This window comes from Oceanobacillus polygoni, assembly GCF_008304605.1.
Taxonomy (GTDB): Bacteria; Bacillota; Bacilli; order Bacillales; family Amphibacillaceae; genus Oceanobacillus; species Oceanobacillus polygoni.
On record NZ_PIJY01000023.1, the window covers coordinates 41,029 to 60,599 of the forward strand.

Consider the following 19,571-nt stretch of genomic DNA (forward strand, 5'->3'; position numbering starts at 1 on the left):
TTTTTTAATGAGGAGGTGCATGGAATGTCTCGTATAGGACTTAAACCGATTGAAATTCCACAAGGTGTAGAAGTTAAACTTGACGGTGTAACAATTACCGTTAAAGGACCTAAAGGTGAATTAACAAGAGATCTACACCAAGATATGAAAATTAATATTGAAGAGAATATAATTACAGTTGAACGTCCAAGTGACCATAAAGATCATCGTGCATTACACGGAACTACTCGTAGCTTAATCGCTAACATGGTTGAAGGTGTGAGCAAAGGTTTCGAAAAATCACTTGAAATTATTGGTGTCGGATATCGTGCACAAAAACAAGGTAACAAACTTGTAATTAACGCTGGATATTCACATCCAATTGAAATCGATCCGATCGAAGGAATTGAAATTGATGTTCCTAAGAACACAGAACTAACTGTAAAAGGTATCGATAAAGAATTAGTTGGGGCAATTGCAGCTAACATTAGAGCAATTCGCTCACCGGAGCCTTACAAAGGAAAAGGTATTCGCTATGTTGGTGAATATGTACGCCGTAAAGAGGGTAAAACTGCTAAGTAAGCTTAGTAAGATTAGTTAGGCGAGAAAGGAGTGACCTAGATGATCACAAAACCTGCCAAAAATATTGTACGTAAGAAAAGACATGGTCGCGTTCGTAAAAACCTTTTCGGAACTGCCGAGCGTCCTCGTCTAAACGTATATCGTTCAAATAAAAATATTTATGCACAATTAATAGATGATATTACTGGTGTAACAGTTGCGAGTGCTTCAACAGCTGATAAAGAGCTTAACATTGGAGCTGGATCCAACGTTGACACTGCTAAGAAAGTCGGAGAAGCAATTGCAAAGCGTGCTCAGGATAAAGGTTACAAATCAGTCGTTTTTGACCGTGGAGGATACCTATATCATGGACGTGTGAAAGCATTAGCTGACGCTGCTAGAGAAGCAGGGCTTGAATTTTAATTGATAAGGAGGGGACCATTGGAATGAGAATTAACATTGATCCGAACAAATTAGATCTTGAAGAACGCGTTGTGACGGTCAACCGTGTTGCTAAAGTTGTTAAAGGTGGACGTCGTTTCCGCTTTGCAGCACTTGTCGTAGTTGGTGACAAGAATGGCCATGTAGGCTTTGGTACTGGTAAAGCACAAGAAGTACCTGAAGCTATCAAAAAGGCTGTTGATGATGCAAAGAAAAACTTAATTAGAGTACCAATCGTTGGAACAACTATTCCTCATGAAATTCATGGACGATTTGGTTCTGGTAACGTACTAATGAAACCAGCTACAGAAGGTACTGGAGTTATCTCTGGTGGACCGGTTCGTGCTGTCTTAGAATTAGCTGGTGTCGGTGATATCTTAACGAAATCACTTGGTTCAAACACACCAATTAATATGATTCGTGCAACATTAAATGGCTTAACAAACTTAAAAACAGCTGAGGACGTAGCGAAATTACGTGGAAAGTCTGTAGAAGAACTGTTAGGATAAGGAGGGAATCACTATGTCTAAAAAATTAGAAATCACCCTCACACGCAGTGTTATTGGTGGAACTGCTGTACAAAGAAATACTGTTCAAGCATTAGGATTGAAGAAAATTCGTCAAACCGTTTTACTTGAAGATACTCCAGCCGTACGTGGTATGGTTAATCGAGTGTCCCACTTGTTGGCAGTTAAAGAAATTTAATTTTACATTAGCGTAAGAGGAGGTGCTCGCATGAAACTTCATGAATTGAAGGCGACAGAAGGAACTCGCAAAGAGAGAAACCGTGTTGGTCGTGGAACTGCTTCTGGTAACGGAAAAACATCAGGTCGTGGACACAAAGGTCAAAAAGCTCGTTCAGGCGGCGGTGTACGTCCAGGATTTGAAGGTGGACAAATGCCTTTATTCCAACGTTTACCGAAACGTGGATTCACAAACATCAACCGTAAAGATTACTCAATCGTAAACTTAGATACATTAAATCGTTTTGAAGAAGGCACTGAAATCACACCAGAGCTATTACTTGAAGAAGGTGTCGTAAGCAAGCTTAATGCAGGTATTAAAATACTAGGCAATGGCGCTATCGAAAAGAAACTGACAGTAAAAGCTCACAAGTTCTCAGCTTCAGCTAAAGAAGCAATCGAGGCAGCGGGCGGTCAAACTGAGGTGATCTAATGTTTCGTACAATCTCCAATTTTATGCGCGTAGCTGATATTAGACGGAAAATAATTTTCACATTATTAATGTTGATTGTCTTCCGTCTAGGCACTTTTATACCTGTTCCATTTACGGATAGAGCAGCTATTGATTTTATGAACCAACAAAATGTATTTGGGTTTCTAAACACCTTTGGTGGTGGAGCCCTTCAAAATTTCTCCATTTTTGCAATGGGAATTATGCCATACATTACAGCATCCATCATCATGCAATTATTGCAAATGGATGTTGTGCCTAAATTCACCGAGTGGAAAAAGCAAGGTGAAATGGGACGTAAAAAGATCGCACAGGTTACTCGCTATGGAACGATTGTGCTTGCATTTATTCAAGCAATTGCGATGTCAGTTGGATTTAATGCGATGGCTGGTGGTTTACTAATTGTAGACCCTAACTTTACGAAGTTCTTTGTCATTGCTATCACACTGACAGGTGGAACAGCATTCTTAATGTGGGTTGGGGAACAAATTACTGCAAATGGTGTCGGTAACGGGATTTCGATCCTAATCTTTGCCGGAATTGTAGCAGCAGTACCTAATGGTGTGGGTCAACTATTCAGTCAGTATTTCGTTAATCCTGGCGATGAGCTGTTTATCAATATCATTATTGTGCTAATAATCGCTCTGGTTGTAGTTGCAGTTACCGTTGGAGTTATATTTGTGAACCAAGCATTACGAAAAATACCGATCCAATATGCAAAAAAACTTGTTAATCGTTCTCCTGTTGGAGGGCAATCAACGCATTTGCCGATTAAAGTAAATGCTTCAGGAGTTATTCCTGTTATCTTTGCAATTGCATTTATGATGGCTCCAACAACGATTGCTGGTTTCTTTGAAGGAAATCAAGTAGCATCGACCATTATGTATCTATTTGATTACACGCAGCCAGTTGGTATGGTAGTATACGTAGCATTAATTATTGCTTTCACTTATTTCTATACCTTTGTTCAAGTAAACCCTGAACAGATGGCTGAAAACCTACAAAAACAAGGTGGGTATATCCCAGGAATTCGTCCTGGACAAAATACAGAGACATATCTAACACGTGTTTTGTATCGCTTAACATTTGTTGGAGCTATTTTCTTAGCAGCTGTTTCTGTGCTACCTATTCTATTAGGTAGTCTTGCAAATCTGCCTACCGCAGTACAAATCGGTGGCACAAGCTTACTAATCGTTGTAGGGGTTGCATTACAGACAATGAAGCAATTAGAAAGCCAGCTAGTGAAGCGTCACTACAAAGGATTTATTAAGTAATTTCCTGCTGCCAATGAGAGCGAGGGGAAAATGTTGAATTTAATTTTAATGGGATTACCTGGTGCCGGTAAAGGTACACAGGCAGAGAAAATAAAAGAGAAATATAACATCCCTCATATTTCAACTGGGGATATGTTCCGTTTAGCTATCAAAGAAGGTACCGACCTTGGTTTGAAAGCTAAAGGATTTATGGATCAAGGCGAACTTGTTCCAGATGAAGTAACCATTGGAATTGTAAAAGAACGTTTAAGTAAAGCAGATTGTGAAAATGGTTTTCTATTGGATGGATTTCCAAGAACGATTGCACAAGCAGAAGCTTTACAAGAACTTCTAACAGAGTTAGACCGAACAATTAACTACGTATTACATGTAGATGTACCAGAAGAAAAATTGGTAGAGCGTTTAACAGGACGGAGAATTTGTCCTACTTGCGGAACAACTTACCACGTTGTATACAACCCACCGAAAGTGGACGGCGTATGTGACAAAGATGGTTCTACGTTAATTCAACGGGAAGACGATCAACCGGAGACAGTTAAGAAACGTTTATCCGTTAATATAAAGCAAACGAAACCGTTACTTGATTTTTATCAAGATAAAGGATATCTTGTGAACGTAGATGGAGATCGCGATATCAATGAAGTCTTCCGAGATATTCAAGCAATTCTTGAAAAATAAGTCATTTATGTAACTTTTGACACAGATTAGATGCAATTCTTTTCATGAAAAGTTATAATATATGGCGTAAGTAAAAGGGAATATACATGTATTACTTTATATAAACTGGCACAGGATGATAAATAGTTACGCTATTTTCTGTGAAATTTTTAAACTATAGCCTAAGTGATGGTGATCGCTGTTGTGCGAAGAGATTCGGGTTCAGCTACTCGGTCAGATGGTTCGTATTAAGCAAGGACGCGAAGCAGGCCAATACGCAATAATCATTGGAGTTATAGATGATCAGTTTGTCCTGTTAGCTGATGGGGAGAAGCGTAAAACGAATAGACCAAAGAAGAAGAATCTGCATCACGTTGAGATGGTGGATTATATTTCCCCTGAAGTCCAAAACAGCCTTCTAGAAACTGGTCGCGTCACAAATGGGAAATTGCGATTTGCCATAACTACATTTAAGGTTCAGGTTGTGACTGATTTAAAGAAGGGAGATCTACACGATGGCGAAAGATGATGTAATTGAAGTAGAAGGTACTGTAACGGAAACATTGCCAAATGCAATGTTTAATGTTGAGCTTGAGAATGGCCATACGGTCTTAGCGCATGTATCTGGTAAAATCCGTATGCACTTCATCCGTATCTTACCAGGTGATAAGGTAACGGTTGAACTTTCTCCGTATGATTTAACCAGAGGACGAATTACGTACCGTTATAAATAAACGAGCTCCGATATAAAAGGAGGTAAAGATGATGAAAGTAAGAGCATCTGTAAAACCAATTTGCGAAAAGTGCAAAATCATCAAACGCAAAGGCAAAGTAATGGTGATTTGCGAAAATCCGAAGCATAAACAAAAACAAGGCTAAAAACAGGAGGTGCTAATGTTCTATGGCACGTATTGCAGGTATTGATATTCCACGTGATAAACGTGTAGTAATTTCATTAACGTACATTTATGGAATTGGGAAAATTACCGCACAGAAAGTCCTCAAAGAAGCAGGCGTTTCTGAAGACACTCGTGTACGTGATTTAACTGAAGACGAGTTAGGAAGAATCCGTCAAGCGATTGATGCATACACAACAGAAGGAGACCTTCGTCGTGAAGTTTCTCTTAACATCAAACGTCTAATCGAAATCGGCTCTTATAGAGGTTTACGTCACCGTCGTGGTTTACCAGTTCGTGGACAGAAAACGAAAAACAACTCACGCACACGTAAAGGCCCACGTAAGACAATGGCTAACAAGAAAAAGTAATGTAAGGAGGTAAGCTAATCAATGGCACGTAATACTAATACACGTAAACGTCGTGTGAAAAAGAATATTGAATCAGGTATAGCACATATCCGTTCTACATTTAACAATACGATCGTTACGATTACAGATACAAAAGGCAATGCTGTAGGCTGGAGCTCTTCTGGTGCACTAGGCTTTAAAGGTTCTAAAAAGTCAACACCATTCGCAGCTCAAATGGCTGCTGAAACTGCAGCTAAATCAGCGATTGATAACGGCATGAAAACGTTGGAAGTAACAGTAAAAGGACCAGGCGCTGGACGTGAAGCAGCTATTCGTTCACTTCAAGCAGCAGGTCTAGAAGTTACAGCAATCGTGGATGTAACTCCTGTTCCTCACAATGGTTGCCGCCCACCAAAACGTCGTCGTGTTTAATTATACCGTATAGAATTTGTCACCCTGTCTATAATGGGTTATGATAGCTTAAATAAAAAGCAATAATCTAACAGCATCCGAGACAGAATCGTACGAAAGAAATACAGGTAGCGCAGAAACGCCAACTGCCTTAATTGAGGAATTTCGGTTAGACACAGAGTCTAGCCGGGGTTTCGACGTTTTAAAGGAGGGTTTTATTGAATGATCGAAATTGAAAAGCCGAAGATTGAAACGCTTGAAATTAGCGAGGATGCTACATTTGGAAAATTTGTAGTAGAGCCGCTTGAACGTGGATATGGTGCCACTCTTGGAAACTCCTTGCGTCGTATCTTACTATCCTCACTTCCAGGTGCTGCTGTTACATCTGTTCAAATCGATGGAGCACTGCATGAGTTTTCAACGATTGATGGTGTTGTTGAGGATGTAACAACAATAATTTTGAATCTAAAAAAACTCGCTCTAAAAATCTATTCTGATGAGATGAAAACATTAGAAATTGATGTTCAAGGTGAGGGCAAAGTTACTGCTGCTGATCTAACCTATGATAGTGATGTAGAAGTAATGAACCCTGATTTGCATATTGCTACACTAAATAGCAAAGGCAGTCTTCATATGAAGCTAACTGCTGAGCGTGGACGTGGCTATCGCCAAGCTGATGATAATAAAAATGATGAGCAACCAATCGGCGTTATTCCGATTGATTCCATTTTTACACCAGTTTCACGTGTTACGTATCAAGTTGAAAACACACGTGTCGGCCAAGTGGCAAACTATGATAAATTAACATTGGATGTTTCGACTGATGGCAGCATTCGTCCTGAAGAAGCAGTTTCTTTAGGCGCTAAAATTATTTCAGAACACCTTAATATTTTTGTAGGTTTAACAGATGAAGCGCAAAATGCCGAAATTATGGTGGAAAAAGAAGAAGATCAAAAAGAGAAAGTCATGGAAATGACAATCGAAGAACTTGATCTATCTGTTAGATCTTACAATTGCCTAAAACGTGCTGGTATCAATACTGTTCAGGAGCTTGCTAACAAGTCTGAAGAGGACATGATGAAAGTACGTAACTTAGGGCGTAAATCTTTAGAAGAAGTAAAAGTTAAATTAGCGGACCTAGGTTTAGGTTTACGCAATGATGACTGATTTATACAGTCACCTTTAGAGTTTCAGAAAAGGGAGGGATAGTCCGTGGCTAGAAAGTTAGGACGTAGAACAGACAATCGTATGGCGCTACTTCGTAACCTTGCATCTGATTTAATTATTCATGAGCGGATTGAAACAACAGAAGCAAAAGCGAAAGAGCTTAAATCGGTAGTAGATAAAATGATTACACTTGGAAAACGCGGTGATCTTCACGCACGTCGTCAAGCTGCAGCGTTCTTATACAACAAAGAAGCAGATGAAGAAAACAGTGTTCTTCAAAAACTTTTTGATGATGTTGCTGCTCGTTATGAAGACAGACAAGGTGGATACACACGTGTTCTTAAACTGGGTGAACGCCAAGGTGATGGCGCTAAAATGGCAATCATTGAATTGGTTTAATCAGGCAAAATGCGGCAAGGGCAGGACTCAATCTCTCTCGAGGTTAATCCAAGCCCTTTTTTTGTAGATTGAAAGGCGGAGGCGACCGTTTAGGGGCGTATAGGCTGGACTGGACCGCAGGAGATAAAGGAAACACGGTGAACGTAGTGATCCGATGTTGACTTATCGTACGAAGGTCTCAGGAAGCCTATTAGCCCCTGGTCGCTGGAGCTAGATCAAAAGAAAAGTAAAGCGGGCTCGCCCAGCAACGGAGGATATAAGCAAGGGACCGTAGAGCGAACGGTTTTAGCGCTCGGAGTGTCAATTGCTTATACCCCGTAGTTGCTAGCCCACGTGATACTAGACAAGAAAGTCGGAGCGGTAGCTAGATCCAGTAAGAAAAAGCAGGCGCGCCGGAGATAGAGGGTGTCTTTGTTCTTATATACTGGGACAAACCTATTGTCTCAACTTATATAAAATGACTCAAGAAATACATAAATTAGTACTAGTACATAAACCCGGGCTGTAGCTGAGTGGATAAGGAGGCATCATGATGAGAAAAAAAATAATTGAGTTTAGAAATGTATCGTTTAGGTATGGAGATGAGGGGCCCTGGGTATTAAAGAACTGCTCATTTGAAATCTATGACAATGAGTGGGTAGCAATTATTGGACATAATGGTTCAGGGAAATCGACGATTGCTAAATTGTTAAACGGTTTGCTGTTTCCTCAAGAAGGGGAAATAATCATTAATGGTGAGGTCGTGAATGAGGAGTCCATTTGGAATATCCGTAAGGACGTAGGAATGGTTTTTCAGAACCCGGATAACCAATTTGTTGGAGCGACCGTACAGGATGATGTTGCCTTTGGAATGGAAAACCGTGGTGTCCCTCGCGAAGAAATGCAAAAGAGGATCGTAGAAACATTAGCTGCTGTGGGAATGCAGGACTATCGTCTAACTGAACCACATCGTCTCTCTGGTGGTCAGAAACAGCGTGTAGCGATTGCAAGCGTACTAGCCATCGCGCCGAAGGTTCTTATTCTCGATGAAGCAACCGCAATGCTTGATCCGAGTGGCCGCCAGGAAATCATGCAGACTGTAGCAAGTATCCAAGGCCGAGAAGAATTGTCATTAATAACGATTACACACGACTTGCAGGAGGTTGCTCAAGCGGATCGTGTTATTGTAATGAATAGTGGTGAGATTTGGAAGGAGCAGGTACCGAGAGAAATATTTTCACAAAAGGAATCACTACGAGAAATTGGACTGGATGTTCCGTTCGTCGCTATTCTAGCAGATGAATTGAAACGAGCAGGAGTAGCAATTTCCATCGAACCGCTAAATCATGAAGAGTTGTTGGAGGACCTATGGACATTACATTCGAGAACGTAACCTATATCTATCAACAAAACACACCCTTTGCACATAAAGCGATTAATGACCTATCCTTTCAAATTAAATCAGGGTCATTTGTTGCTATCATTGGTCACACTGGTTCTGGGAAATCAACATTAATTCAGCACCTCAATGGGCTTGCAATTCCTACAGAAGGTAAGGTATCCATTGGAGGTTATCACTTAACAAAAGAAGAGAAGCCAAAGGATATGAAGGAATTGCGCAGTAAGGTTGGAGTTGTATTCCAATATCCCGAGCACCAATTGTTTGAAGAAACCGTTGCGAAAGATATTGCCTTTGGCCCACAAAATTTTGGTGTATCAGAAGCAGAGATCAAAACGCGAATTAAAGAAATTACCCCAGCAGTTGGGCTTGATGAAACACTTCTAGAACGATCTCCTTTCGACCTCAGTGGCGGCCAGATGCGTCGAGTTGCGATTGCTGGAGTACTCGCCGTGAAGCCGGATGTTCTCGTGCTTGACGAACCAACAGCAGGACTCGACCCAAGAGGCCAAAAAGAAATTATGGATATGTTTTATAAACTGCATCAAGAGCAAGAATTAACAACAATACTTGTGACGCACAGTATGGAGGATGCACTAAAATATGCTGACCATGTTCTGATTTTAAATAAAGGGACAAAGTATATGGAAGGCTCCCCTGAAGAAGTTTTCAGCCAAAAGGAAGCACTGCAGCGTGTACAGCTTGATGTCCCGGAAATGGTTCAATTTTTGAATGAATTCCAAGAAAAGTTTGGAACGGCGATTACATTTAAAAAGCAATCGATAAAAGAACTTGCAGAAGCGATTCAGCAGCAAATAAAGGGAGCTGAATCAACATGAATAATTCACTGATTATTGGACAATATGTGCCAGGAGATTCTATCGTACACAAGCTCGACCCGAGAACAAAGATAACGATTATTTTCTTCTTCGTATTTATCGTGTTTTTTGCAAATAACGTTGCTGGGTACGGCTTATTAACCGTTTTTGCACTAACGTGTATGTTCACGTCGAAAGTGCCTATACGGTTCATTATAAAAGGACTAACCCCAGTCTGGTTTTTAATTGTATTTACGTTTATCTTGCACTTATTTGTTACGAAGGAAGGAACAGTCATTCTCGATTTCTGGGTTTTTGAATTTTATTCAGGTGGCGTGATTCAAGGGTTTGCGATTTCAATTCGGTTCTTCTTGCTTATCCTTGTTACATCGTTACTGACGCTAACAACGACACCAATTGAAATCACCGATGCTATTGAGGACATGCTGCACCCGCTGAAACGATTTAAGTTTCCTGTTCATGAATTAGCATTAATGATGTCTATTTCCTTACGATTTATTCCGACGTTGATGCAAGAGACAGATAAGATTTCCAAGGCACAGGCATCTCGTGGCGTTGATTTCCGCACAGGGCCGATTAAGGAGCGCATCAAGGCGATTGTTCCACTTCTTGTCCCGCTCTTTGTTAGTGCATTTAAGCGAGCAGAAGAGTTAGCAATGGCTATGGAAGCTCGGGGTTACCAAGGTGGCGAAGGAAGAAGCAAGCTTCGGGAATTAAAGATTGAGAAACGTGATGTTTTTGTTCTTATTTTATTTATTCTAGTAGTGGCAGGTTTAGTCCTAGCACGTATCTATGGGTAAGAGAAAGGCTGGATGACGATGCCAAGGTTAAAATGTAAGATTAAATACGATGGCTCTGGGTTTTCGGGGTTTCAGAGACAACCTCAAAATCGTACCGTACAGGGCGCTCTTGAGGGCGTTTTGAAAAAGATGCATAAAGGGTCGGAAATCCATCTGCAAGCTTCAGGACGTACGGATACGGGCGTACATGCTATTGGACAGGTGATTCACTTTGATTCACCGTATACTATTCCAGATGAGAACTGGAAACGAGCGCTTAATACGCTGCTTCCTGATGACATTTACGTTGATGAAGTAACAGAGGTTTCTGAAGACTTCCATGCAAGGTATAGTGCAAAAGAGAAAGAGTACCATTACTTCGTTTGGAATGCAAAAGAACCAAATGTATTTAGACGAAATTATTCCTACAATTTCCCGTATGCATTAGATATAGAAAAAATGCAGGAAGGCTGTACCTACTTAGTCGGCACGCATGATTTTACAACATTTTCGTCAGCGAAATCAACGACAAAGGGTAGTAAAATACGTACACTTTACCAGGTTACATGTCAAAAAAACGGTGATGAGATCGAGTTTATTTTCAAAGGGAGCGGTTTTCTGTATAACATGGTACGCATTATGGTTAGTGTGCTATTAGATATCGGACAGGGAAAGCGAGATCCTAGCGATATTATTGACTTACTAGAGAAAAAAGACCGCCAGCTAGCAGGTAAAACAATCTCCCCACAAGGGCTGTATTTGTGGAATGTAACGTATGACAAATAGTCTGATCGATCTACTTCTTTTTTTAAAAAAGGTCACGAGTTAACTTGACAAATCTGTGTGATTTGGTATATTATAATCTATGGCATTTTATTTCTAAACCATGATTAGCCCCGGAATCTAATTATGTTAAGAATATAAAAATCGAATTAAAATTAAATCAAATAAAATGATTAAATATATGGAGGGAACTTATCATGCGCACAACTTTCATGGCGAATGAATCTAATATTGAACGCAAATGGCTCGTTGTGGATGCGGAAGGCCAACGTCTTGGTCGTCTGTCAAGTGAAGTTGCTGCAATCCTTCGCGGAAAGCATAAACCAACTTACACACCACATGCAGATACTGGTGACAATGTTATCATTATTAATGCGGAAAAAATCGAATTAACTGGAAACAAAATCAATGACAAAATGTACTACCGTCACTCAAACCACCCAGGTGGATTAAAAGAGCGTAATGCAGACGAAATGCGTACAAAATATCCTGAGCAAATGCTAGAGCTTGCTATTAAAGGGATGTTACCAAAAGGGCCACTAGGTCGTAAAATGGCTAAAAAATTGCACGTATTCAAAGGTGCACAGCATAATCATCAAGCACAAAAACCAGAAGTTTATGAGCTTCGTGGGTAATTAAAAGGGAGGTAAAACAATTGGCACAAGTACAATACTATGGAACAGGTCGTCGTAAAAAATCAACTGCCCGTGTACGTTTAGTACCAGGTACAGGTAATGTTACAATCAATGGTCGTGAAGCAAAAGACTATTTCCCATATGAAACACAACTTCTAATTCTTAACCAGCCATTAGCTGCAACAGAAACAGAAGGAACATATGACGTTTTAGTAAACGTTCATGGTGGAGGATTCACTGGTCAAGCTGGTGCTATCCGTCATGGTATCGCTCGCGCACTATTAGAAGCAAACCCAGAATATCGCGCTTCTCTAAAACGCGAAGGTTACCTAACTCGTGACGCTCGTATGAAAGAACGTAAGAAATACGGTCTTAAAGGCGCACGTCGTGCACCTCAGTTCTCAAAACGTTAATAAACCTTATATACCAAGGTTTTGCCCTCTTTGCTCTTATAAAGCAGAGAGGGCTTTTTCATGTCTAAATTTGGGGTTGACTACCCCGAGTTAAAATGTCATGTATTTCTGGAACATCTCTGCTGTTTTCTCCTTCGTTTCATCGGTCACATGAGTGTAAATATCCATCGTGGTTTGAATATTGCTGTGGCCGAGTTGAGATTGGACATCTTTGATAGAAGCTGCAAACAACAAACTGGCATGTTTATGCTGGAAGGCGTGAATATTTATTAATGGCAGCTCCGGTTTTTTCTGATAAATCCGCTCCGGCTTTTCATTTAAGTAAGCCAGTCGACAATAATCCATTTCATGTTTTAACTGATTATAAACCGTAAAGATGGACTGCTTATCATCAGATTGAAAAGGATCGGCAGAGTTTCATCGTCCGCGCACTGTCCCTGTCATTTGAAAAAATTACTTGTAAATTAAGAAAAAAACCAATTACCTAGTTGACATATAGGAATTGACTGATTAAAATATAAGATAATTAAATACGGCATAACAAAATGTGATGGTTAATCCAACCATCGAAGATTTGCATAACCTAAAACATCAAAATCACGCAAAAGTTAATAAATGAATGTCCGATTGGAAAACCAAAGGGTACAGAAGATGATTTCTTTCTGTGCCCTTTTTTATATGTAGAAATCTAATCAGATTGAGTGGAAAGGATGGATAGATTATGACTGATATTGTAATTGTATCTGGTAGCCTATCTCATGAATCAAGATCTGACAAAGTGCTTCATTATTTGGGTTCTCTAGAGAAGGAAGAAGCTTTGTCCGTACAATATATTTCTGTTAAAGAAATTTCTCCTGAGGTACTTCTTCGAGCAAAGTTTGAGGATATAGAAGTAAAGAGAGTGACGACATCATTAGAGGGGTTATTGTAGGGCCCCACGTACAAAGGAGCTTATTCAGGAGTTTTGAAAGCACTTCTTGACGTCTTGCCACAGGATATCTTAAAGCATACGCCAGTTCTTCCAATAGTGACGGGCGGGAGCTCTTCCCATCTTTTGGCACTAGAATATGCATTGAAGCCCGTATTGGCATCACTAAAGGCACATAATTTAAAAGGCTTATATCTACAGGATAATCAAATAGATAAGCATAATGTAATCCCTATTATAGACGATGATTTATTACACCGTTCTAAGAAACAGCTTCATTATTTTATCGAATTGGTTAATAATCATTCGTTAGCTGTATACCAAGCAACAAACTAAATGTTTTTTAAAAATGAGTTGAAGATTGAAAGGGGGTAATTCACATTGGGGGAAATTTTTCGTAAAGGAATTAAGGAGAGAAGAAAGAAATTAACAGATTTATTAATAAAGTGGAACGTATATGAAAATGAGGAAAGTCTAAAGGACCTCTCCTTAACGGAATTAGAAAGAGAATATAAGATTTTTATATTAGAAAGTCATCCGCATGATAGTATTGGTTCCATTCAGTGGAAAAATCATCATTAAGAAACGTTTTCGGTCTTAGGATTATTTCAAAAGGGGAGAAGTAACATGGTAAACATTGCAAAATGTAGGTCAATCTATATTGTAGGTTTATTAGTTAGCATCTTTACTTTAGCTGGATGTCAACAAGATGCGAGTACCACACAAGCAAATGGTGAGTATGAAACATTGACGATTCGATATCAAGGGAATGCTGGAAGAGTGCTTTTCCCCGAGCTAGCTGAGGACTTAGGTTATTTAGATCCAATCAAATTAGAGTGGGTGAATAATACGATAAGTGGACCACAAAGCATACAAACAGCGGCAACTGGTGATACAGACTTTGGTTGGGCCTTTAACGGGGCAATTGTCCAATTAAAGGCAAATGGTGCTCCTATCACATCTGTAATTGGTTATTACGGTAGCGATGAGGAAGAATTTTATGGATATTATGTTTTGGAAGACAGTCCAATTAAGGAAGCAAAAGATTTTATCGGTAAAACAGTAGGGATGAATACGCTAGGTGGGCATGCTGAATTTATTCTAAAGGAATACTTGAAACAAAATGGGCTTACAGATGAGGAAATCGAACAAGTAACGATGGTTGTTGTGCCACCAGTTAATACAGAACAATCTTTAAGAGAGAAACAAATTGATGTTGCGACGTTAAATGGTATGTCGCGGGATCTAGCTGTAGAAAACGGAGGAATTCGTCCAATCTTCCAGGACTATGAGTTATTTGGTTCATTTACAGCGGGAAGTTTGATGATGACAGAGAGGTTTATCCAAGAGAATCCGAATACCGTAAGAAAATTCGTAGAGGGAACAGCGAAAGCGATTGAATGGGCAAGGGATACACCGCGTGAAGAAGTCATTGCAAGATTTGAAAAGATTATTGAGGAAAGAGACAGACAGGAAGATACAGAAGCCATCCAATATTGGAAAAGCGCTGGTGTTTCTGAAATTGGAGGACATATGAAGCCAGATAATTTCCAACTATGGATTGATTGGTTAGTGAAAAATGGAGAGCTAGAAGAAGGTGAAGTGAAGGGTGAAGATTTATTTAATAATGAATTTAATCCGTATAAAGATGAGGTTGAAGATTAAATAGGGGAGGAGAAGGCATGTCCGAAAAAATAAAATTTGAACAGGTAAGTAAGACGTTTAAGGTAAGAGACCCCCAGAAGAAGAATGCAATAAGAGAATTTACCGCTGTTAAGGATTTGGAATTCACCGTAAAAGATGGAGAATTCCTAGTGATAGTAGGACCTTCAGGATGTGGAAAGTCCACTTTATTAGATATGCTTGGAGGACTAATAAAACCAACTACAGGGAGGATTTTATTAAATGGGACACCCATTCATGGACCTGGATTAGAGCGGGGGATTGTATTTCAGCAATATGCGTTGTTCCCCTGGAAAACAGCTCTAGCAAATATTGAATTTGGTCTAGAAGCGAAGGGTGTTTCAAAAAAAGAAAAACAGGAGAAAGCACGAGAATATTTGGCACTAGTTGGACTGTCGGAATTTGCTTATCGGTATCCTCATGAACTATCTGGAGGTATGAAACAACGAGTAGCGATAGCCCGAAGTCTTGCATACGATCCGGAAGTATTATTGATGGATGAACCATTTGCCGCACTTGATGCCCAAACGCGAGAGTCGCTCCAAGAAGAATTGCTGCAAATATGGGAGAAGACAAAAAAGACGATTGTTTTTATCACACACGGAATAGATGAGGCAGTTTTTTTAGGGCAACGAGTAGCGGTAATGACATCCCGTCCAGGCACATTAAAGGAAATGATTGATATTTCGTTTGATTCAAGAACAGGGGAAGAGGATTTGCGATCTACTCCTGAATTTACCGGTGCACGTCATGAGGTTTGGACACTACTACGCGAAGAAGTTAATAAAACGCATTATAAAGAAAACGTAACGGTATAAATTGTTTAATAGAGAGGTGATAAAAATGAACACTGAAAAAACAATTTCGATTCCTATGAAACCAGCTAGATCTTTAACAGTTTTTCCTTTGCAAACGTTTAAATACGTTTTTAAGAAAACGATTATCATTCTATTATTCGCTTTGATTTGGGAGGTAGCACCAAGATTAGGTTGGGTGGATGCCGTTTTTCTACCGCCTTTATCAGAGGTGTTAGTTGCATGGTTAGAATTACTAAGATCGGGTGATTTATTTACCCATTTTTCTGCAAGTATTACTCGATCCTTTTTGGGATTCATTTTAGCGCTAGCTATTGCTATTCCGTTAGGGCTTTTAATTGGATGGTATCCCATTGTCCATGAATTATTCAGTCCAATATTAGAGTTGTTTCGAAATACTGCCGCACTGGCCTTGCTCCCTGTTTTTATCCTCATTTTGGGAATTGGGGAAACATCAAAAGTTGCGATTATCCTTTTCGCATGCTTGTGGCCTTTATTGTTAAATACCATTAACGCGGTTCGAAATGTAGATCCATTACTTATTAAGTGTGCTAAATCCATGAATCTAACTCCCTTTCAATTGTTTTATAAAGTAATTATTCCAGCCTCTATTCCAACCATATTTACTGGAATACGTTTAGCAGGTACATCTTCCATTCTTGTCTTAATCGCTGCAGAGATGGTAGGTGCCAAGGAAGGGCTTGGATTCTTTATAAGTTACACGCAGTTTAATTTTCAGATTGCAGAAATGTACGCAGGGATCGTTACGATTTCCTTGCTCGGTTTATTACTTAATCAATTTTTGATTACATTGGAAAGAAGATTCTCCAGATGGAAATCGGTTTAATAATTTGAGGAGGAAAGAAAATGGCGAATGATAAAAAAATGAAATTAGGGGCTTTTTTTATGATACCTGGTCACCATGTAGCAGCTTGGCGACATCCAAAAGCAGAGACTCATAATATATTGAATTTAAATTTCTACAAGAAAATGGCCCAAACAGCTGAACGAGGAAAATTTGATATGATTTTTCTTGCAGATGGATATACAGCAGGTCATGGGCATTCCCTAGCAAATGCTCAATCTGTTGGAATACGTATGGAGCCTTTTATATTATTATCTGCACTCTCCGCAGTCACGGAGCATATAGGCTTGGCAGGAACCGTATCTACTACCTATAATGAGCCTTTTCACGTAGCGAGGAAATTTGCAGCGCTCGACCATTTAAGCAATGGGCGTGCAGCATGGAATGTTGTTACATCCAGCGGTGAAGTGGAGGCAAGGAACTTTAGTAAGGATCATCATTTGCTTCATTCCAAGCGTTACGATAGAGCAGAGGAATTTGTTAATGTCGTGACCAAATTATGGGATAGCTGGGAAGATGATGCTGTAATACTAGATAAAGAGGAAGCTCAGTTTTATGACCCTTCAAAAGTTCATACAGTAAATCATAAAGGAGAATGGTTCTCTATTGAAGGCCCACTAAATATTTCTCGGCCAGCACAGGGATATCCAGTAATCGTTCAAGCTGGTTCATCTGAGGCTGGGAAGGAGTTAGCAGCCAGAACTGCAGAGGTCATTTTCACTGCTTGGCAGACGCTTGAAGAAGCTCAAGCCTTTTATAAAGATATCAAAGGTAGAATGGAAAAATATGGTCGTTCACCTGATGAGTTAAAGATTATGCCTGGTGTCTTTCCTGTTATTGGGAGGACAAAAGAGGAGGCAGAAGAAAATAAAGCATTTTTAGAATCACTTATACCAGAAGAAGCTGGTGTTGCTTTATTATCTAGTCACTTGAATGTAGATCTTTCCTCTTATCCAGTGGATGGACCGTTACCTGATTTACCTTCATTGGAGGAGGTTAACGGTGCAAAAACTCGATTTAAATTAATAAAAGACCTTGCGGAACGTGAAAATCTAACGATACGCCAATTGTATCAACGTGTTTCTGGAGCACGAGGTCATCGTGAAATTAAAGGTACTCCAGAACAAATTGCGAATCAATTACAAGAGTGGTTTGAAAATGAGGCGGCGGATGGGTTTAATATTATGCCACCTTATTTTCCAGATGGTCTAGAGGATTTTGTTCAGCACGTTATTCCAATATTGCAAGAGAGAAAGCTGTTCAGAGAAGAGTATGAAGGAAGTACTTTAAGGGAGAATCTTGGTTTGAGTTATCCAGTTAATCAATTTACTAGACAAAGCGTTTAGTGCGCATGATTTTATTCTTAAAAGGAGTCATATATATTTGGCTCTTTTTTGCTATAATGGACTTAAACTAGTCTATTAGTATAAGGGTGATCACATGAACATTGAGGTTTAAAACTCTTTTGTCTAGTAGTGGAAGAAGGGAGTATAAGTCAAGCGGCTCTTCTGAAAGGGCTTTCTAAATCCGCTGTTACAAGACAAATACTTTGAAATTATCTACCTCAGCTAAATATCTAAGTAAGTTAATAATCGCTTATTCGATTAAATTAGTTTTGTGGAACGCCATAAACTTGAAAACGATCAAAGTGGAAGATAAATGTAAAAACAATCAAATAAACGTACTTGGAAATCCAATCTTAAAATCGCTTTAAAGCCTTGTTTATCAACGTCTTGAAAGTGATTGTAAAATGAATGTACTGAATGGAATCTGACTTGAAAAAATATATAAATATGTAGAAGCTCATAGAACCAAAACTTCCTTAAAGTCAATCAAACGAAGCACTTCATTTCTCAAAACGTGGAATTAAAACATTTATATATCAACGTATACAGGCTATCTCATTTATGATGAGATAGCCTGTTTTTGTATTAAGCAAAGTGAATAAATATAACTTTGAAAAATCCACTATCCAGGTTATTTTGGGATAGTCCATCTAATAAGTTTGTACAAAAATTCCGTCGTCTTCTAACCATTCAGCTATAAAAACATTTTTATAAGCTGCCACATTTTTTGATAAGAGCTGTGATTTTAACCAGTCTTCATCAAAGCCGAGATCTTTAATTTCATCCCATAACACTTTACCATCACGAATGAGCGTAACAGGGGCATAAACAGGTTTAAGGGGTAAATTGAAATCCCCAACTGTTGTTTTCTGGTATGGTGTTTTCTTTAAAATGCTTATTGATCCATTTGCCTCTAAGTAACAAAAGGCAACTTCTCTAATAGAAAATGTTTCGCTTTGTCGAAGTAAACTTTGTAACTGATTGATATTCATTCGATTTTTTTTCAGTGCCTCTCTGTCGACGATGCCATTTTTTATTAGAGCAGCAGGTTTTCCCTCAAAAAGACCACGGAAAAGTAAAAGCTTCTGACCCAAAAGTTCAACAATAAATAGTAAAAATCCCCATAAACACATGGAATAAAAAATATAAAAAGCTCCAATTTGTTTTTCATATATAGCGTTTCCAAGTAATTCCCCCAAAATGATAGAGGCAATAAAAGTAAACGGTGATATTTGATTAATAATTTTTCTACCAACAATTTTAACGATGATAAATAGCAAGAAAAATCCTAGAATAAGTTCGAATGTTATACTAGTAATCATTATAATTCTCCTAATCCTATGCTAGTAGATCACTTTATTTTTGCCATTTAGCATAAAATTATTACATATGCCCAAGAATGATGTGCAGGTAACAAATCAGAACATTAAAGTTACACTTTGCCAATTCACATTTACTTTATAAAAATCTACAGCGCAAGAAATCGAAAAAGCAACACTGTTTATTGAATCACCTATAGATAGTGAGGGAACCCCGGTGAGGAGAAGATTTAGAGATAGATGTAGATTTTACAAAAGAGTACTAGGCATTTGAATTTATGTGTTTTTTAGACTGTGTACATTGATCTAAAAGTGGACAAGTTGGTACCAATTCCTCAAAGTTAGAGTGTAAATATCTACGTTTCAAGACTCTTTCCACTACTGTAGAAATGGTCTTTTTTGTGTTATAAAAGAAAATCATAAATAGCGAAAAGTGTAATTTCACTCTGGACAACCTAT

The 19,571-nt window shown here is 39.0% G+C and carries 29 protein-coding genes and 1 pseudogene; 28 read left to right on the forward strand and 2 right to left on the reverse strand.

The window, feature by feature from the left end; all coding sequences use genetic code 11:
- Nucleotides 1-24 precede the first annotated feature (24 nt).
- The 20 genes from rplF (at nucleotide 25) to rpsI (ending at nucleotide 12,156) form a co-directional block, all read left to right on the forward strand.
- Nucleotides 25-561 carry a 50S ribosomal protein L6 gene (gene rplF, locus F1560_RS08675; RefSeq protein WP_149474238.1) on the forward strand — a complete coding sequence of 179 codons (537 nt, stop codon included), beginning with the start codon at nucleotides 25-27 and terminating at the stop codon, nucleotides 559-561.
- 39 nt (nucleotides 562-600) lie between these two features.
- Nucleotides 601-963 (forward strand): 50S ribosomal protein L18, encoded by a 363-nt coding sequence (gene rplR, locus F1560_RS08680; protein WP_149474239.1) that lies wholly within the window; start codon nucleotides 601-603, stop codon nucleotides 961-963.
- 23 nt (nucleotides 964-986) lie between these two features.
- A complete protein-coding gene (gene rpsE, locus F1560_RS08685; RefSeq protein WP_149474240.1) occupies nucleotides 987-1,490 on the forward strand; it encodes a 30S ribosomal protein S5 in 504 nt (167 codons plus the stop codon).
- Between the two features lie 13 nt (nucleotides 1,491-1,503).
- Nucleotides 1,504-1,686, forward strand: a complete 183-nt coding sequence (gene rpmD / locus F1560_RS08690; RefSeq protein WP_149474241.1) for a 50S ribosomal protein L30 — start codon at nucleotides 1,504-1,506, stop codon at nucleotides 1,684-1,686.
- 30 nt (nucleotides 1,687-1,716) lie between these two features.
- The gene (rplO, locus tag F1560_RS08695; RefSeq protein WP_149474242.1) at nucleotides 1,717-2,157 is read left to right on the forward strand and encodes a 50S ribosomal protein L15; all 441 of its coding nucleotides are present in this window, start codon (nucleotides 1,717-1,719) and stop codon (nucleotides 2,155-2,157) included.
- Complete coding sequence (secY, locus tag F1560_RS08700; protein WP_149474243.1) at nucleotides 2,157-3,449, forward strand: preprotein translocase subunit SecY; 1,293 nt, start codon at nucleotides 2,157-2,159, stop codon at nucleotides 3,447-3,449. The genes rplO and secY overlap by 1 nt, the downstream gene beginning before the upstream one ends.
- A gap of 33 nt (nucleotides 3,450-3,482) precedes the next feature.
- A complete protein-coding gene (locus F1560_RS08705; protein WP_149474244.1) occupies nucleotides 3,483-4,127 on the forward strand; it encodes an adenylate kinase in 645 nt (214 codons plus the stop codon).
- Nucleotides 4,128-4,344: 217 nt separating this feature from the next.
- Complete coding sequence (locus F1560_RS08710; protein WP_149474323.1) at nucleotides 4,345-4,635, forward strand: KOW domain-containing RNA-binding protein; 291 nt, start codon at nucleotides 4,345-4,347, stop codon at nucleotides 4,633-4,635.
- A complete protein-coding gene (gene infA / locus F1560_RS08715; protein ID WP_010095735.1) occupies nucleotides 4,622-4,840 on the forward strand; it encodes a translation initiation factor IF-1 in 219 nt (72 codons plus the stop codon). The genes F1560_RS08710 and infA overlap by 14 nt, the downstream gene beginning before the upstream one ends.
- 31 nt (nucleotides 4,841-4,871) lie before the next feature.
- Complete coding sequence (rpmJ, locus tag F1560_RS08720; RefSeq protein ID WP_029267374.1) at nucleotides 4,872-4,985, forward strand: 50S ribosomal protein L36; 114 nt, start codon at nucleotides 4,872-4,874, stop codon at nucleotides 4,983-4,985.
- Between the two features lie 22 nt (nucleotides 4,986-5,007).
- Entirely contained in the window at nucleotides 5,008-5,373 is a 366-nt protein-coding gene (gene rpsM, locus F1560_RS08725) for a 30S ribosomal protein S13 (RefSeq protein WP_149474245.1), read from the forward strand.
- 21 nt (nucleotides 5,374-5,394) lie between these two features.
- Nucleotides 5,395-5,784 carry a 30S ribosomal protein S11 gene (gene rpsK / locus F1560_RS08730; protein WP_149474246.1) on the forward strand — a complete coding sequence of 130 codons (390 nt, stop codon included), beginning with the start codon at nucleotides 5,395-5,397 and terminating at the stop codon, nucleotides 5,782-5,784.
- A gap of 201 nt (nucleotides 5,785-5,985) precedes the next feature.
- On the forward strand, nucleotides 5,986-6,930 hold the full coding sequence (locus F1560_RS08735) for a DNA-directed RNA polymerase subunit alpha (protein WP_149474247.1): 945 nt from the start codon (nucleotides 5,986-5,988) through the stop codon (nucleotides 6,928-6,930).
- A gap of 45 nt (nucleotides 6,931-6,975) precedes the next feature.
- A complete protein-coding gene (gene rplQ / locus F1560_RS08740; RefSeq protein ID WP_149474248.1) occupies nucleotides 6,976-7,329 on the forward strand; it encodes a 50S ribosomal protein L17 in 354 nt (117 codons plus the stop codon).
- Nucleotides 7,330-7,861: 532 nt separating this feature from the next.
- Complete coding sequence (locus tag F1560_RS08745; RefSeq protein ID WP_149474249.1) at nucleotides 7,862-8,701, forward strand: energy-coupling factor ABC transporter ATP-binding protein; 840 nt, start codon at nucleotides 7,862-7,864, stop codon at nucleotides 8,699-8,701.
- Nucleotides 8,677-9,546 carry an energy-coupling factor ABC transporter ATP-binding protein gene (locus tag F1560_RS08750; RefSeq protein ID WP_149474250.1) on the forward strand — a complete coding sequence of 290 codons (870 nt, stop codon included), beginning with the start codon at nucleotides 8,677-8,679 and terminating at the stop codon, nucleotides 9,544-9,546. The genes F1560_RS08745 and F1560_RS08750 overlap by 25 nt, the downstream gene beginning before the upstream one ends.
- Complete coding sequence (locus tag F1560_RS08755; protein ID WP_149474251.1) at nucleotides 9,543-10,346, forward strand: energy-coupling factor transporter transmembrane component T family protein; 804 nt, start codon at nucleotides 9,543-9,545, stop codon at nucleotides 10,344-10,346. The genes F1560_RS08750 and F1560_RS08755 overlap by 4 nt, the downstream gene beginning before the upstream one ends.
- An 18-nt stretch (nucleotides 10,347-10,364) precedes the next feature.
- Nucleotides 10,365-11,111 carry a tRNA pseudouridine(38-40) synthase TruA gene (gene truA / locus F1560_RS08760; protein ID WP_149474252.1) on the forward strand — a complete coding sequence of 249 codons (747 nt, stop codon included), beginning with the start codon at nucleotides 10,365-10,367 and terminating at the stop codon, nucleotides 11,109-11,111.
- 194 nt (nucleotides 11,112-11,305) lie between these two features.
- Nucleotides 11,306-11,743, forward strand: coding sequence for a 50S ribosomal protein L13 (rplM, locus tag F1560_RS08765; protein WP_149474253.1), 438 nt, complete (start codon nucleotides 11,306-11,308; stop codon nucleotides 11,741-11,743).
- Nucleotides 11,744-11,763: 20 nt separating this feature from the next.
- Complete coding sequence (gene rpsI, locus F1560_RS08770) at nucleotides 11,764-12,156, forward strand: 30S ribosomal protein S9 (RefSeq protein WP_149474254.1); 393 nt, start codon at nucleotides 11,764-11,766, stop codon at nucleotides 12,154-12,156.
- A 90-nt stretch (nucleotides 12,157-12,246) separates the two neighbouring features.
- Here rpsI and F1560_RS08775 read toward each other — a convergent pair whose 3' ends face one another.
- Nucleotides 12,247-12,501, reverse strand: coding sequence for a tyrosine-type recombinase/integrase (locus tag F1560_RS08775; RefSeq protein WP_245347810.1), 255 nt, complete (start codon nucleotides 12,499-12,501; stop codon nucleotides 12,247-12,249).
- A gap of 376 nt (nucleotides 12,502-12,877) precedes the next feature.
- Between F1560_RS08775 and F1560_RS22660 the strand changes: the two genes are divergently transcribed.
- The 8 genes and pseudogenes from F1560_RS22660 to F1560_RS08810 all read left to right on the forward strand — a co-directional run bounded on the left by F1560_RS22660 (nucleotide 12,878) and on the right by F1560_RS08810 (nucleotide 18,000).
- Nucleotides 12,878-13,087, forward strand: coding sequence for a hypothetical protein (locus F1560_RS22660; RefSeq protein WP_338112813.1), 210 nt, complete (start codon nucleotides 12,878-12,880; stop codon nucleotides 13,085-13,087).
- A gap of 15 nt (nucleotides 13,088-13,102) precedes the next feature.
- Nucleotides 13,103-13,420 (forward strand): annotated as a pseudogene (locus tag F1560_RS22665) (NAD(P)H-dependent oxidoreductase); the annotation flags it as partial.
- 45 nt (nucleotides 13,421-13,465) lie between these two features.
- Nucleotides 13,466-13,666, forward strand: coding sequence for a Fur-regulated basic protein FbpA (gene fbpA, locus F1560_RS08785; RefSeq protein WP_149474255.1), 201 nt, complete (start codon nucleotides 13,466-13,468; stop codon nucleotides 13,664-13,666).
- 45 nt (nucleotides 13,667-13,711) lie between these two features.
- Nucleotides 13,712-14,749, forward strand: coding sequence for an ABC transporter substrate-binding protein (locus F1560_RS08790; protein WP_149474256.1), 1,038 nt, complete (start codon nucleotides 13,712-13,714; stop codon nucleotides 14,747-14,749).
- Between the two features lie 17 nt (nucleotides 14,750-14,766).
- Nucleotides 14,767-15,585: an ABC transporter ATP-binding protein gene (locus F1560_RS08795; protein WP_149474257.1), complete on the forward strand. Its 819-nt coding sequence runs from the start codon at nucleotides 14,767-14,769 to the stop codon at nucleotides 15,583-15,585.
- A gap of 25 nt (nucleotides 15,586-15,610) precedes the next feature.
- Entirely contained in the window at nucleotides 15,611-16,429 is an 819-nt protein-coding gene (locus F1560_RS08800) for an ABC transporter permease (RefSeq protein ID WP_149474258.1), read from the forward strand.
- Between the two features lie 20 nt (nucleotides 16,430-16,449).
- Nucleotides 16,450-17,793: an LLM class flavin-dependent oxidoreductase gene (locus F1560_RS08805; protein ID WP_149474259.1), complete on the forward strand. Its 1,344-nt coding sequence runs from the start codon at nucleotides 16,450-16,452 to the stop codon at nucleotides 17,791-17,793.
- A 129-nt stretch (nucleotides 17,794-17,922) separates the two neighbouring features.
- Entirely contained in the window at nucleotides 17,923-18,000 is a 78-nt protein-coding gene (locus F1560_RS08810; protein ID WP_149474324.1) for a LysR family transcriptional regulator, read from the forward strand.
- Nucleotides 18,001-18,443: 443 nt separating this feature from the next.
- Here the strand turns inward: F1560_RS08810 and F1560_RS08815 are convergent, their stop codons facing one another.
- Nucleotides 18,444-19,115: a DUF421 domain-containing protein gene (locus tag F1560_RS08815; RefSeq protein ID WP_149474260.1), complete on the reverse strand. Its 672-nt coding sequence runs from the start codon at nucleotides 19,113-19,115 to the stop codon at nucleotides 18,444-18,446.
- Nucleotides 19,116-19,571: the final 456 nt, after the last annotated feature.